Annotated in this window: 13 protein-coding genes; 4 read left to right on the top strand and 9 right to left on the bottom strand. The window is 39.5% G+C overall.

Annotated elements, in window-relative coordinates; all coding sequences use genetic code 11:
- Window positions 1–147: 147 nt before the first annotated feature.
- The 3 genes from FBF83_RS16100 to tkt all read right to left on the bottom strand — a co-directional run bounded on the left by FBF83_RS16100 (window position 148) and on the right by tkt (window position 4,010).
- Complete coding sequence (locus FBF83_RS16100) at window positions 148–888, bottom strand: MBL fold metallo-hydrolase (RefSeq protein ID WP_136948171.1); 741 nt, start codon at window positions 886–888, stop codon at window positions 148–150.
- On the bottom strand, window positions 885–1,847 hold the full coding sequence (locus FBF83_RS16095; RefSeq protein WP_136948170.1) for a sugar-binding transcriptional regulator: 963 nt from the start codon (window positions 1,845–1,847) through the stop codon (window positions 885–887). The genes FBF83_RS16100 and FBF83_RS16095 overlap by 4 nt, the downstream gene beginning before the upstream one ends.
- 162 nt (window positions 1,848–2,009) lie before the next feature.
- Entirely contained in the window at window positions 2,010–4,010 is a 2,001-nt protein-coding gene (gene tkt / locus FBF83_RS16090; RefSeq protein WP_136948169.1) for a transketolase, read from the bottom strand.
- A gap of 424 nt (window positions 4,011–4,434) precedes the next feature.
- Here tkt and FBF83_RS16085 point away from each other — a divergent pair, with 424 nt between their 5' ends.
- Window positions 4,435–5,163 (top strand): amino acid ABC transporter ATP-binding protein, encoded by a 729-nt coding sequence (locus FBF83_RS16085; RefSeq protein ID WP_136948168.1) that lies wholly within the window; start codon window positions 4,435–4,437, stop codon window positions 5,161–5,163.
- Between the two features lie 155 nt (window positions 5,164–5,318).
- Here FBF83_RS16085 and FBF83_RS16080 read toward each other — a convergent pair whose 3' ends face one another.
- Window positions 5,319–5,846 carry a GbsR/MarR family transcriptional regulator gene (locus FBF83_RS16080; RefSeq protein WP_169525551.1) on the bottom strand — a complete coding sequence of 176 codons (528 nt, stop codon included), beginning with the start codon at window positions 5,844–5,846 and terminating at the stop codon, window positions 5,319–5,321.
- A 334-nt stretch (window positions 5,847–6,180) separates the two neighbouring features.
- On the opposite strand from FBF83_RS16080, the gene FBF83_RS16075 reads away from it, so the two are divergent.
- From FBF83_RS16075 to FBF83_RS16065, 3 genes are read left to right on the top strand one after another with little or no spacing between them, the layout of a single operon-like run.
- On the top strand, window positions 6,181–7,389 hold the full coding sequence (locus tag FBF83_RS16075; RefSeq protein WP_136948166.1) for a quaternary amine ABC transporter ATP-binding protein: 1,209 nt from the start codon (window positions 6,181–6,183) through the stop codon (window positions 7,387–7,389).
- Entirely contained in the window at window positions 7,390–8,223 is an 834-nt protein-coding gene (locus FBF83_RS16070) for an ABC transporter permease (protein WP_136948165.1), read from the top strand.
- 11 nt (window positions 8,224–8,234) lie between these two features.
- Window positions 8,235–9,158 (top strand): glycine betaine ABC transporter substrate-binding protein, encoded by a 924-nt coding sequence (locus tag FBF83_RS16065; protein WP_136948164.1) that lies wholly within the window; start codon window positions 8,235–8,237, stop codon window positions 9,156–9,158.
- Between the two features lie 43 nt (window positions 9,159–9,201).
- On the opposite strand, the gene FBF83_RS16060 is transcribed toward FBF83_RS16065, so the two are convergent.
- The 5 genes from FBF83_RS16060 to FBF83_RS16040 all read right to left on the bottom strand — a co-directional run bounded on the left by FBF83_RS16060 (window position 9,202) and on the right by FBF83_RS16040 (window position 15,189).
- Entirely contained in the window at window positions 9,202–10,101 is a 900-nt protein-coding gene (locus FBF83_RS16060) for a glycine betaine ABC transporter substrate-binding protein (protein ID WP_136948163.1), read from the bottom strand.
- A gap of 14 nt (window positions 10,102–10,115) precedes the next feature.
- A complete protein-coding gene (locus FBF83_RS16055; protein WP_136948162.1) occupies window positions 10,116–10,778 on the bottom strand; it encodes an ABC transporter permease in 663 nt (220 codons plus the stop codon).
- Window positions 10,771–11,910: an ABC transporter ATP-binding protein gene (locus FBF83_RS16050; protein WP_136948161.1), complete on the bottom strand. Its 1,140-nt coding sequence runs from the start codon at window positions 11,908–11,910 to the stop codon at window positions 10,771–10,773. Before FBF83_RS16050 ends, FBF83_RS16055 begins: the two co-directional genes overlap by 8 nt.
- 179 nt (window positions 11,911–12,089) lie before the next feature.
- Window positions 12,090–14,417 (bottom strand): YhgE/Pip domain-containing protein, encoded by a 2,328-nt coding sequence (locus FBF83_RS16045; RefSeq protein WP_136948160.1) that lies wholly within the window; start codon window positions 14,415–14,417, stop codon window positions 12,090–12,092.
- A 196-nt stretch (window positions 14,418–14,613) separates the two neighbouring features.
- Window positions 14,614–15,189, bottom strand: coding sequence for a TetR/AcrR family transcriptional regulator (locus FBF83_RS16040; RefSeq protein WP_136948159.1), 576 nt, complete (start codon window positions 15,187–15,189; stop codon window positions 14,614–14,616).
- Between the last annotated feature and the right edge of the window lie 7 nt (window positions 15,190–15,196).

Genomic DNA, 15,196 nt, shown 5'->3' with positions numbered 1-15,196 from the left:
TGAAATATCGTAGTTTCTGCGAGTCGCAGCTAGATCTCGAAAAGCGGAAGTGGCCCGTTAGCCCAGACAAGATCTGAAATTGAATCTATGAAAAGCGTAGCAATTTCAAAAGGCCAGAAGGAAAATTCCTTCTGGCCTTAATCACTCTTACTTTTCCGAATCCCAAACAAGCCCAGTTGAAGCTAAGATTACTTCACCTTTAAAATGATTTTTCGCATCTTGTTCTAACTCCGCAAGATCCCCGAAGTGTGGAAGATGAGTCAACATCAATGTTGAGACGTTCGCTTCTTTTGCAATGTTTGCTGCATCAGTACTATTCATATGCCCCATAGCAGCTCCATCCATATGACTGTATAGGTTACATTCGGAGATAAGTAAATCAGCTCCGTCTGAGAAAGATTCAAACTCTTTTTTATAACTAGAATCAGCCGTAAATACCATGGAATGGTGTCCATCTGTTATGCGCATGGCATAACACTTTACTGGATGATTTGTTTCAAGAAAAGTGATTGTAAATGGACCTAATTCAAGTTTGTCTTCTTCCTTATATGGTCTCGCCTCAGTATAAGGCTTATGATTCAAACTTTGAAATCCTGCTTCATCATAAGGATGTGCATAAATAGGGAGAACTGGAAGCTCAGATCCTATTTTCGATTGAATGAGCCTTCCATGATACAGTACTCCCGTATCTGCAATGTGATCAGGATGATAGTGACTAATTACTACGCTGTTGAGTTCTTCTACAGAAAGGTAATGCTGAAGCTGTGATAACACACCGCTTCCACAGTCAATCAACAAGTTGTATCCGTTATGCTGTACAAGGTACCCAGCACTTGCTTCACCTGCTTTAGGATAACCTCCCCATGGACCAAGCACTGTTACTTTCATACTATTTCACTCTCCTGTTTCTTCTTTTCTAAAAGGGCTCTAGCCGTATATTGGTCTGTTACAAGAATATTGGCATAGCCGCCCTGTAAGGCTCCGTAAACTGCTTCAATCTTCTTTGGTCCACCTGCAGCCAGAATAGATTTCTCTTTTCTTGAAAGTTCTTCAAGATCAATTCCAATGGTTCGGGCATTTAAATCCTTATGAATAAGCTTCCCTTTCTCATCAAAAAATCGAGAGCATATCTCACCGACTGACTTAGAATGAATCGTATCTAATTCCTGCTCTGACACATACTCAGCTTGAACGATAACTGAATCATTTGTAGGAATTCCTACACTAAACAAAGCAATATTTGCATTTCTGCCCATGTCTAATACTTTTCGTATATGTCGATCTTCTTCCAATGTTTGCTTTACAAGCAAATGATCTACTATAGCTGGAACAGGTAAAAAGTGACTAGTTGCGTGAAACGCACGTCCGAGCATCTGAATGATTTCATAAGCAAAAGTATTTGTTTCGGAGTAGCTTATACCACCATTCAATTGTACGACCGAAACATTTTTTAGTAATTTGTGGCGGAGGTTTTTCCCAACCTCGTTTAAAGTGGTTCCCCATGACACACCGATTAAATCATTATCCTGTAACAACGAATTCAAATAATCCGCGGCTACTTTGCCAATATGCTTTTTGACAATATGATCTTCAAATTGAGGAACAATCGCCACCCTAGCATCAAACAACCCAAAGGTATCTGCTAACTCTGAAGCAAGCTTATAAACATCCTGCGAAGGGTCATGAATGGTAATTTCCACAATGCCTTCCGCTTTAGCCTGCTTTAGTAAGCGAGAAACGGTTGGTCTAGAAACAGAAAGTTTCTTCGCGATTTCTTGTTGACTATTGTCTAACTGGTAGTACAAACGAGCTGCTTCAACTACCTTTGCAAGTTTATCTTTATCCATAGCAACACCTATATATAAAATATTTAGTATCATTCACATGTTAAGAAAGAGGCTTTCAGAAAGACTATTTACGCCTTCTGAAAGCCCCTTACTAAAAAGTGTCACCTCAACATAGAAAGTGAATTAAAATCCGCTTTTTTATGACAGAGTAAAGTCACTTCTTTATCTTGATAGCATTGCTTTAACTTTGTTAACAACATTCTCAGCTGTGAATCCAAATTCTTTAATAACTGTATCACCAGGAGCTGATGCACCAAAGCGATCAATCGCAAGGATATCACCTTTTTGGCCAACATACTTATCCCAGCCAAATGATACTCCCATTTCGATACCAAGGCGAGCGGTTACGCCTTCTGGCAATACGCTCTCTTTGTAATCAGCTGATTGTTTTTCAAAACGATCCCAGCTTGGCATGCTGACAACAGAAGCTGAGATGCCTTCTTTTTCAAGAAGCTCTTGTGCTTCAACAGCAAGCCCTACTTCAGATCCTGATGCAAGTAGGATTGCTTCAGCATTTTCCCCACCAGCTACAACATAAGCTCCACGATTAACACCCTCGTACGCTTGCTCATGTGAGTCTGTTACAACCGGCAGGTTCTGACGAGAAAGCACAAGTGCAGTTGGGTGATCCGTTGCTTCAACAGAAAGCTTCCAAGCAGCAGCGGTTTCATTTCCATCCGCAGGACGGATCACTGAAAGACCAGGCATTGCGCGAAGAGATGCAAGCTGTTCAACAGGTTCATGAGTTGGGCCATCTTCTCCTACAGCGACACTATCATGAGTAAAGACGTATGTTACTGGCGTACCCATTAAAGCAGATAGTCGAAGTGCAGGACGAAGATAGTCAGAGAATACGAAGAACGTTGCTCCAAAGATACGAAGACCTTTATGAAGAGCGATACCGTTCATTGCTGCAGCCATTCCGAATTCACGAACACCGAACCAAATATTGCGTCCACTATAGTCAGCAGGTGAGAAATCTTTTTCATCTTTTAACATTGTTTTGTTAGAAGAAGCAAGGTCTGCTGAACCACCGAAGATTTGTTTGTTGTTCTTTGCAATCGCATTAAGAACTTCTCCAGAAGCGGCACGAGAAGCAGTGCTCGTTCCTTTTTCATATGAAGGAATTTCGCTGTCCCAACCTTCAGGAAGCTCATTATTTAATGCAGCTGTTAATTGTTTTGCAAGTTCAGGATACTTCTCTTCGTAGCTTGAGAAAAGTTCATTCCATTCTTGCTCTTTCTTACTTCCAGCTTCTTTAAAGTCAGCAAACTGACCTTTTACTTCTTCAGGGATATAGAAATCTTCTTCGTAAGACCACTCGTAGTTCTCTTTAACAAGTGAGATTTCATCTTTACCAAGTGGAGCACCATGAGAAGTATTTTTGCCACCTTTATTAGGTGAACCGAAACCAATTGTTGTTTTCACTTCAATTAATGTTGGTTGCTCTGTGTTGCTTTTCGCTTGTTTAAGTGCATCAGCGATAGCAGCCATATCATTGCCATCCTCAACGCGAATAACCTGCCAGCCATAAGCTTCATAACGCTGTTGCACGTTCTCCGAGAATGACTGATCTAGATCACCGTCTAGAGAAATATCGTTTGAGTCATACATCACAATAAGACGTCCAAGCTTCAAGTGTGCTGCAAGAGAAGCTGATTCTGATGATACGCCCTCCATTAGGTCACCATCACCACAAATGCTATATGTGTAGTGATCAACAACATTAAAGTTGTCACGGTTATAAGTTGCAGCAAGGTGGCGTTCAGCCATTGCCATTCCAGTTGCCATTGCAAGGCCCTGTCCAAGCGGTCCAGTCGTTGCGTCAACTCCTGGTGTTTCACCGTACTCAGGATGTCCTGGCGTATTGCTTCCCCATTGGCGGAATGATTTTAGATCCTCCATTGTTACATCATAGCCAAACAAATGTAGCATGCTGTATAGAAGTGCCGAACCATGTCCTGCAGAAAGAACAAAACGATCGCGGTTAAACCAGTTGGGATTAGAAGGATTGTGGTTCATAAACTGACTCCATAGCGTATAAGCCATAGGTGCAGCCCCCATCGGCATACCCGGGTGTCCAGAGTTAGCTTTCTCTACCGCATCGATTGCTAGCGTACGAATCGTGTTAACAGCAAGTGAATCCATTTGAGTCGTTGTCATATGTATACACTCCTTTTTTTATTATGAAATTTAGTAAAATCACTTATGAACAAATGTACATTTGTAATTATACAATATTCGATCAAAAAGAAAAAGGAAACCGATCACATTTCCTACTAATTTCTTTAACACAAAATTATCTTCCCTCGAAAGGATTCATTCAATCCTTCTATTTTAGAGAAGACTGATTTTAAGACTTTGTTTCGATAAGATTAGACGTTGATTTCCCCTCTAATCAACTTTGATGAATGAATTATTTATAAAAACTTTATAAAGTGAAAGGAAGTGCTAATTAAGACAGGATCTTTTTTAAATGCGAAATTACTTGTTATACTATAGTACATCTACATTAACCTTTACTTCTACTAATGACGAGTCATTATAATAACAAGGAAGTTTTCTCGGAGGGGAGATCATTACAACCATGAGCATCATTCAAGTTAAAGATCTAAAGAAATCATTTGGCGACTTAGAAGTATTGAAGAACATTAATACAGATGTTAAGGAGAAAGAAGTAGTGTGCGTGGTCGGTCCTTCAGGGTCAGGAAAAAGTACTTTTCTCCGCTGTTTAAATAAATTGGAAGAGATAACAGGTGGAAGTGTCATAGTGAATGGGCACGACATCGCAAATCCAAAAACGAATATTAACAAAGTTAGACAAGATGTCGGGATGGTCTTTCAACACTTTAATCTTTTTCCGCATAAAACAGTGCTTCAGAACATTACACTAGCTCCTTTGAAAGTAAAAGGAGAAAACAAGGATACTTTAACCAAAAAAGCACTTGATCTTCTTGAAAAGGTTGGTCTTAAGGACAAGGCTGAAAGTTATCCTGGTGAGCTATCTGGAGGTCAGAAGCAGCGTGTTGCTATTGCACGTGCACTTGCAATGGAACCTAGTGTTATGCTCTTTGATGAGCCTACTTCTGCACTCGATCCAGAAATGATTGGAGAGGTGCTTGAAGTTATGAAACAGCTAGCAAAAGAGGGAATGACCATGGTTGTGGTAACGCACGAAATGGGATTTGCTCGTGAAGTAGGTGATCGGGTTATTTTCATGGATGGTGGCTATATAGTAGAAGAAAACGTACCTGAAGAACTATTTTTTAATCCTCAGAATGAGCGAACGAAAGCCTTTTTAAGTAAAATTCTATAAAAAAAGCGTACAGCTTAAACCCTGTACGCTTTTTTAGTCGGCTGTTTTCTTAAACATTGTTGCGATGAAACGGTTGATTTTCGCTTCAGCTAAGTGTTGTTTTTTCACAAAACCTCTTTCAATTCTAGAAAAGAGCCTTTTAATAAGAAATAAATCTATTCCACGTTATCAATTACATCAAAGATTTTACGAGATTCGAACAAATCAACCACTTTATTCAACCATTCATAATATCCTAATGCATAGGACACTCGATCCAGGTCTTCCTGAGCAGTTGCTCTTTTTTCTTCAGATAGATCTTCCTCCATTACCCCTATTAATTCAGCGATTGATTCTTTACATGCATCACGATTCATCTCAATTCCTTTACGCCAATGAATACAGAAAAAGTCAGTAAATGTTTGATACCAGTCTGACTTCACTTCGTAGAAATCTTTACGTTCCCCTTTTCTCCATACCTTCTCGATCATATTTAGGTCGATTAAAGTCCGAACACCAGTCGACATACTTGTCTTACTCATTTGAAGTTTGTCTTTCATTTCGTCTAGTGTCATTGGATCTTTCTCAAAGAACATAGCACCATACAACCTACCTACAGAAGGGGTTACGCTGTATATGTCCATGTTTTTAGAGATCGATTCAATCACTCTTTCGCGAGCATTCTCCAGTCTTTCATCTTGCAAAGTATACACCTACTTTTTCTGTCATTTGTCATTCCATAGTGTAGTGTTAACCGTTGTAATTGTAAAGTTTACCTATAAAGCTACTAGCATATAGTAGCATTTTAGAAGATACTTAAGCATTTTACTGTTTAGATTGTACAGTTTTTTCTGTATGTACAGAATTACCTGAATTTGAGCACTCACGCCATTTGTAGGATGATAGACCCAAACTCTATACTTAATAGGTCGGTAAAAAATGACTAGTAAATGACTGATTATCGTAAATTTCGACATATTTCAGTGATTTTTGTAACATTACCCGTTGAAATTTATTAATAAAGGCAGAGGTGAAACAATGGAAAAAGCCAAAATTACAGTAAAAGATGTAACAAAAGTTTTTGGCAAATCGCCCAAACAAGCAGTTAAACTGTTAGGTCAGGGCAAATCAAAAAGTGAAATACTTAAAGAAACAGGGATGACTGTTGGTGTTAATCGCGCTAGCTTTGACGTCTATCCCGGTGAAATCTTTGTCATCATGGGTCTTTCGGGAAGTGGGAAGTCAACACTCGTCCGATTGCTCAATCGATTAATTGAACCAACTTCAGGTCAGGTTCTCATTGATGATGAAGATATCGTCAGGATGAAACCTGAACAGCTTCGCGAAGTCAGACGTAAGAAGCTTAGTATGGTATTCCAGCGCTTCGCTCTTTTCCCACACCGTACTGTGCTTGAGAATACGGAATATGGTCTTGAAGTACAAAATATCGGAAAAGAAAACCGAGCTAAGAAAGCACAGGAGTCACTTGAACTTGTTGGATTAAAAGGCTATGAGAATAGCTTCCCTTCAGAATTAAGTGGTGGTATGCAGCAGCGTGTTGGTCTTGCTCGTGCCCTTGCAAATGATCCTGATGTTCTTCTAATGGATGAAGCTTTCAGTGCTCTCGATCCACTTATCCGTAAAGATATGCAGGATGAGCTACTTGAACTTCAAGAATCCATGGAGAAAACAATTGTGTTCATTACCCATGATCTAGACGAAGCACTTCGGATAGGTGATCGAATCGCCTTAATGAAAGATGGCTCTATCGTTCAGATTGGTTCTCCAGAAGAAATCATGACGAATCCTGCTAATGATTATGTTGAACGCTTTGTTGAAGATGTTGATTTATCAAAAGTATTAACAGCTTCTCACGTCATGAAACGAGCAGAAACGCTAAGAGCTGATCGCGGACCGAGAGTCGCACTGCAGCTTATGAAAGATAAAGGACTTTCCAGTCTGTATATTGTAGATAAAAAACAAAAACTTCTAGGAGCAATTACTGCAGACGATGCAGCAAAAGCAATTGACTCTAAAAAGGAAATTACAGATATCTTAATTACAGACCTTCATACCGTTACACCTGATACTTTACTAACCGATATGTTTGTGAAGATGGCAGAGTCTTCGCTACCTCTTCCCGTAATTGATAAGGCCGATAAATTTAAAGGCATAATCGTTCGAGGTGCAGTAATTGGAGCACTTGCAGGCAACGAAACTGAATCAACGAAAGCTGAGGTGAATTAAATGCAGTTATTTCCTAAAATCCCATTAGCTGACTGGGTTGATAGCATTGTTGATATGTTAACTGATAACCTTGAACCGCTTTTTGATGGTATTACAACCGGAATTGATTGGTTCGTAGAAGGAATCGTTTCTATTTTGGCCTTCCCACCAGCCATCGTACTCATTGCAATCTTCACCATTCTTGCATGGTGGTCAAGCAGGTGGCCTGTTGCGATCTTCACATTTCTCGGGCTCATGTTAATCGATAATCTCGGCTACTGGGACCCTACTCTTGATACATTGGCACTTGTATTAACCTCCGTGATTATATCGATCATACTCGGAGTACCACTCGGTATCTGGGCATCACAAAGTGATCGATTTAGAGGGATCGTAACACCCATTCTGGATTTCATGCAGACGATGCCAGCATTCGTCTACTTAATTCCAGCGATCCTGTTCTTCGGAATTGGAATGGTTCCAGGGATTATTGCATCGGTAATCTTCGCGATGCCTCCTACTATTCGTTTAACGAACCTTGGTATTCGTCAAGTACCTGAAGATTTGATCGAAGCATCCAACGCGTTTGGATCAACAACTAAGCAGAAATTGATTAAAATACAACTTCCGCTAGCAACTCCAACGATTATGGCTGGTATTAACCAAAGCATTATGCTCTCACTTTCGATGGTTGTTATTGCATCTCTAGTAGGTGCACCTGGTCTAGGAGCGGATGTTTATCGTGCTGTAACACAAATTAAAGTAGGTATTGGTTTTGAAGCTGGTCTTGCTATTGTTATTCTCGCAATCATGCTTGACCGGATTTCTCAAAATATAGGTAACACTAAAAAATAAGGGGGAATTACATGTTTAACTTTAAAAAAGGTTTAACAGGACTTGCACTATTTCTTTCACTCACATTGATTCTGGCTGCTTGCGGTGGAAACAATAGCGGTGATAGCAGCGAAGGATCAGGCGAAAGCGGATCTAGTGTTGGAGAAGAAGTGGATTACGAAATTGTCGGGATCGAACCAGGCGCTGGTATTATGAAAGCAACTACTTCCGCAATTGAAGAATACGATAGCCTAAAAGGTTGGGAACTTATTGAATCGTCTTCTGCAGCGATGGCAGCAGAACTGGGTAAAGCGATTGAAGATGAAGAGCCAGTTATTGTAACAGGTTGGACACCACACTGGATGTTTGCGAAATATGACCTTAAATACCTAGAAGACCCTAAAGGTCTATATGGTGAAGAAGAAAACATTGAAACATTTGCACGTCAAGGGCTAAAAGAAGATCAGTCTTCTGCTCATACAATTCTAGATCAGTTCAACTGGACACCAGAAGATATGAGTGCCGTAATGGTAGAAATTCAAGAAGGTGCTAAGCCAGAAGAAGCAGCAAAAAACTGGGTAAACGAACACACTGACATGGTAGAAGAATGGACAAACGGTGCAGACGAAGTAGATGGCGAAGAAATTTCTCTAGCTTACGTTGCATGGGATTCTGAAATTGCTAGTACGAATGTTGTTGCTCAAGTACTTAAGAGCATGGGATACAATGTAGAATTGACCCAACTTGATGCAGCTTCTATGTTCATCGCTGTTTCCGAAGGTGATGCTGATGCTATGGTAGCTGGATGGCTTCCAATTACTCATGCTGACCTTCTAGATGAATATGGTGACACAATGGATCGACTAGGACCAAACCTTGAAGGTGCTAAGACTGGCCTTGTTGTTCCTTCTTATGTAGAAGCAGATTCTATTGAAGATTTAAAGCCAGCTGAATAACAACATCAAAAAAGGTGCTGACAAATTTGTCAGCACCTTTTCTTTAATCAATCAGGCCTTTATTCTTCAGAAATTCAACTGCTACATCTTCTGGCTCTTTGCCATCCATATCAACTTTCGCATTCATTTCCGCCATTTCTTCTTCTGAAATGTTTCCGGCAAATTCATTCACAACTTTCTCAAGGTCGGGATGTGAATCTAGTACTTCTTGTCGAACTACTGGAGCTGCATAATAAGGTGGGAAGAACTGCTTATCATCTTTCGTAGTTACAAGGTTAAATCGTGCAATACGTCCATCTGTAGTAAATGCTGGAATAACATCTACTTCCCCCTCATTAAGCGCATCGTACATAATGTTTGGATCAAGACTTTCAGTGCCTTTGAAATTAAATCCATATGCGTTTACTAACGTTTCATATCCATCTTCACGCTCATAAAATGCATGAGGTGCACCGAAAACCATTTGCTCTGACTTTGCAATAAGATCTGAGAAAGTCTCAGCATTTAAACCTTCATTTGTTTCTTCAGTTAACGCAAGGGTATATCCATTCTCAAACCCAAGTGGTTCAAGCCAAACAAGATTATATTCATCTTTATATCCCTTTTTCACACGTTTAAAGATTTCATCTGCTGATTCTGATGAGTCAGCACTTTCCTTTAGGACTGCTTCAAGACCTGTACCAGTATACTCAACATACATATCGATATCCCCATCAACAAGAGCTTGTTGAAGAATATTTACCTCACCAACTCCTGCATCTACTTCAACTTCATAATCACTATTCGCCTTTATGTATTCAGCGAGAAGGTGTGGTAGGATGTATTGTTCCGTCCATGGCTTTCCAGAAATAACAATCGGATCACTTTCTTCACTTCCGCTATCACCACCACATGCAGCAAGTACCATCACTATTCCAATCAGTAGCATTGCAAACCTCTTCAATCAAATCTCTCCCTTTATTTTTTTGCTTTAACCCCTTTAGGAGTTGCCGCATTTTCAAGTAACTTAAGAATTAAATCAAAACCAAGCGCCAGAATGGTTGCTGGAAGCGCACCAGCTAACACAAGTTCATCTTTATTTGATGTAAGCCCTCTGTAAATAATATCACCAAGACCGCCAGCGCCAACAAAGGTTGCAAGTGTTGCTACACCAATCGTTAAAACGGTCGCTGTTCGCACACCTGCCATAATAACAGGGAGCGAGAGTGGAACTTCAATTTTCATTAATATTTGCAAATCCGTCATCCCCATTCCTCTTCCAGCTTCTATGGATGACTGATCAACGGACGTAATTCCCGTATAAGTATTTCTTAAAATAGGTAGTAAAGCATAAACCGTCAAAGCGATAATCGCAGTCACATTCCCAATGCCTAGAAAGGGGATTAGAAAACCAAATAAAGCAAGGCTAGGTACTGTTTGAAAAATAGCTGTAACCGCAATAAAGGGTTCTGCAAGTTTCTTTCTTCTTGAGATGAAAATACCAAGTGGAACAGATATTACTATAGCGATGAAGATTGAGATAAATGATAGGAATAGATGCTCCTGAAGGGCAACAAAAATATCATCCCAACGACTTTGTACGATATCAATAAATAGGAAGAAAAAGTTTTCTTCATTCACTCAGAGCACCCTCCTCTCGATAGCTATGCTGCTCAAGTCCTGCTAAACCACGCATCATACTACTGCTCGTCACTAAGCCTACAAGCTTTCCTTCTTCTACTACTGGAATACTAATCGACTGCTTTTCTGCAAATCGTTTTGCAATTTCAGGATAAAGTACATTTGGACTGATTGGTTCAATCTCCTCTATAACGTCCTGAATTCGTTTTTCATCATCATCATAATGCTCTTGTACGTGATCTATCGTAACAACACCTTTATATGCATGTTCTGGCCCTGTCACAACAAGACTGTCTACTCGTTCAGATTTCATCAATCGAAACGCTTCAGCAAGCCCGCGACTTTCTTTGACAGTAGCTACTTTACGGATCATTAAATCTACTGCAGATGGAGCCTGTCCCTTTGCCATCCGTTCATCTCCAATGAAGTTGCGTACAAATTCATTCTTAGGATGTCGTAGCAAACGGTCAGGTGTATCAATCTGAAGAATTTCTCCATCTTTCATAATAGCGATTCGGTCAGCAATCTTCATTGCTTCATCCATATCATGTGTCACAAAAACAATGGTTTTCTGGATTTCTTTTTGCAACTTAACAAGCTCATCCTGAAGCTGTTCCCGACTAATTGGATCGAGCGCACTGAAGGGCTCATCCATTAGAATGATTGGCGGTTCTGCTGCAAGAGCACGAATAACACCTACTCGTTGTTGCTGTCCTCCGCTTAGCTCGAGAGGATAGCGTGACCTAAAAGTTGCAGGTTCTAGACCCACAAGATTAAGCATTTCGTCGACTCTTTTGTCTATTTTATCTTTGTCCCATTTTTTTAAATTAGGGATCAATGCAATATTTTCTGCAATCGTCATATGTGGAAGAAGACCAATTTGTTGAATGACATAGCCTATGCTTCTTCTAAGTTCAACAGGGTCCCGTTCAGAAATAGGTTTTCCATCAATATAAATCTGACCTCCGCTTGGTTCAATCAGTCTGTTAATCATCTTCATTGTTGTCGTCTTTCCACAGCCACTCGGACCAATTAACGTTAACAATTCGCCCTTTTCAATATGTAGATTAATATCCTTTAGTGCCTCTGTTCCATCAGGAAACTTTTTGCTTATATGCTCAAATGTAATCATTCTTTTGCTTCTCCTGCCTCCCTAAAATCCTTAACTTCATTATATCTACCCTATTCTAGATTACTATTAAACCAATTAACAGGCTCAACCGCAACTTTCTTACTATTACTGTATCGTTTTTCCAATGCATTTTCAAAAAAAGAAGCCTTCTCAAAATTTTGAGAAGGCTTCTGGTTTCATTATTCGTTAAAAGCTGGTTCTAATCCTTGTTTTTTGTGTTTTTTTAATTTGAAGAAGAAGAACGTAATCGTACCTACTGCAAAAATCGCAATAAATCCTAAAAGAACATATACATTTTGCCACATGTACGCAATATCACCACTTGAAATGACTGCTTTCAAACCTGAAACGGTATAAGTCATAGGTAACCATATATTAAACACTTGCAAGCCTTCTGGTATTAATTCAATCGGGAAGGTACCAGCACTTGTAGTGAGTTGCAGTATCAAGATGATGATAGCAACAAACCGTCCAGGATCTCCTAATGTAGTAACGAAGAACTGAATAAGCGTCATATAAGCTAGACTTGAAACAATCGAGAACAATAGGAACAATGGTACGCTTTGAACTTCAATCCCAAGGCCATACAATAATAATGCATCTGCGACTAGAGATTGAATAACACCAACTGTTAGGAGAATACCATACTTACTCAAGAACCAACCGATTGCTGAACGTGGACTTCCAGCTGGTTCGCGTAAAGGGAACACAATTGACATCAAGAGCGCTCCTACAAATAAACCAAGTGAAAGGAAATATGGTGCAAATCCTGTACCGTAGTTCGGTACTGAAGATACAGCTTCTGTATCAACGTTTACTGGATCAGCAAACATATTGTACGTTTCATCGTCTGCTTTCGTTTTGGATGTCTCTTCTGCTGCATCTCCCAGTTTGTCACGAAGCTCTGCTGATCCATCTGTTACCTTCTGCGCACCATTATCAAGTTCTTTAGATCCGTCAGCTAATTGACTAGCACCAGAGGAAAGTTCATTCGAGCCACCTTCAAGTTCAGAAAGTCCATTTGCAAGCTCTTGTGATCCACTAGACAATTCATTCATACCAGAATTAAGTTGGCCAACTTTATCAATCATTGTCGTCCAACCTGATGCAACAGTACTGTTTCCTTCTGCAACCTTGACTGCTCCATCATGAAGTTGGTCTACACTATCGTTAGTTTGATTCAACCGATCACCGAAGCTAACAAGACCCTCTTCTAGTTTTGATTGACCTTTATAAAGATCAGAAGCACCCTGTGCTAAATCTCTCTGTCCTTCTAGAAGAGCATTTGCATTTGCTGATGCACTAGATAGTTTCTCAGATAGGGTAGCAAATTCGGTTGCTACATCACCAATTGATTTAGCAGCAGAACCTGATTTCTCTGCAATCGGCTTAAGCTGACTAATTAGCTCTTGCTTCTGCTCATCAGTATAATGGTCACTCGTTTGAATCGATTCAATAACACCCTGAAGTTCTTGTGGAACTTCCTTTGCTTTTGTACCTCCACTTTTTAAAGATTCCTTCAACCCTGCAGTGTCTACATTACTTGGAGATGAATCTTCTAACTTCGTAACACTCTGATTCAGACCGTCCATCAGTCTTTTGGTTCCGGCTCTACTACCTTGAACACCAGCGAGGAGCTCCTCTTGTCCTGATTTGAACCGTCCCATGCCATCGCTAAGCTCTCCGATACCATTACTAACCTGATGTGCTCCATCAGCCAACTGGTTAATTTCAGGTTCTTTCTGCTTTAACCGGTTTAATAGATCTGTTGATCCCTGGTTTGCTTCACTAATACCATTCGCAAGATGAATTGATCCATTTTCTGCACTGCTAAGGCCATTCGTTAATTCAATTGAACCTTCATTAAGTACAGCTAGATTATCTTTCAACTGCTTTGTGCCATCTTTCAGTTCAGATGATCCGTCAGCTAGTTCCCCTGCGCCGTCCGAAGCATCTGACAAGCCATCAGCGATTTCGCTAAATTTATCAAACACAACTTCACTGTAATTTTCCGTAATGTTTTCAGCTATTTGAGATTTAATTTCCTTAACAGCTGTACCACCGATTTGCCCTGCAAGGAAATTAAAGCTTTCATTTGGAACATATTCGAGATTCAATTTATCCGGATGTTCATCAAGAACAGTAGTAGACTTCTCGGAAAAATTGTCCGGAATTTGTATCTTCATATAGTAGGTCTGATCTTTAAGACCCTCATTGGCTTCTTTCTCACTTACAAACTTCCATTTGAAATCAGGTTCCTCTTTTAACTTATCAACTAATTCGTTACCTATCTCCAGATGTTCACCTTCAAAATCAGCACCATCATCATTATTTACGACAGCTACTGGAATCTCGTTAAGGTTTTCATAAGGATCCCAGAATGCCCACAGAAACATTCCACTATATAAAACCGGAATAAACAATACTGCGATTACGGGAATTAAAACTTTCTTGTTTTTAAGTAGTGACGACCATTCCGAACGAAATTGACGAAATGATTTTTTCATATTATATCCTCCTGTCTAATTGACCATTTTTCTCAATTGGTCATTTTGAAACAAAAAAAAGAGCAATAGTACTATTCTATTTATCTAAATCCCGATTGACCACTTTTCATTTTTAGTCATTTTTTGCTACAGATAGTAATATAACACCCTTTTTTTTGAATAGCAATAGTCATTCGTCACTTTATTTATTCTATTACTATTCTACCTTAATGCCTCTCATCATATAGAATTCAAGATGATTTGCAATCTCCTCTTTGGTGAGCGATTGGTGCGATTTTTCCCAGTCAAAAATAAGAGCAATGTACATTTTAAACAATAGAAATGCTGTAAGGGATGGATCACAATCTTTTACTTCTTTATTTTCAATTCCTCTTTCAATTTCTAGTTCTAAAAAGGCAAGAATCGCTTTTTCTACAAGTTCAAGTGCATCAATTGCTGCTTGTGTTCCGATTTCACGTACTTCCTGTGAAAGTTTAATCGCTAATTGATGTTCTCTTCGATGTTCAAGTACACTATAGAGGGCTCTATGCAAATTATCAAAGAAATTATCTTCTTCGTTAATTGAGCTTTTGGCAAGCTCCTTCAATTCCTTTACCATACCGGTAACAATTTCATTAAATAGCTCTTCTTTATTTTTAAAAAAAGTATAAATCGTTCCTTTACCTACATTAGCTATTTTCGCTACTTGATCCATTGTGGTTGCTTTATATCCGAACATTGAAAATGACTTTTCAGCTGCTTCTAATATACTCTTCCTTCGATCAAATACCATCATTCTC

This window comes from Guptibacillus hwajinpoensis, from assembly GCF_005144865.1.
Classification (GTDB): domain Bacteria; phylum Bacillota; class Bacilli; order Bacillales; family Guptibacillaceae; genus Guptibacillus; species Guptibacillus hwajinpoensis_A.
Note: the sequence above shows the minus strand (reverse complement) of the source record. Positions and strands in the feature narration are given on the sequence as shown.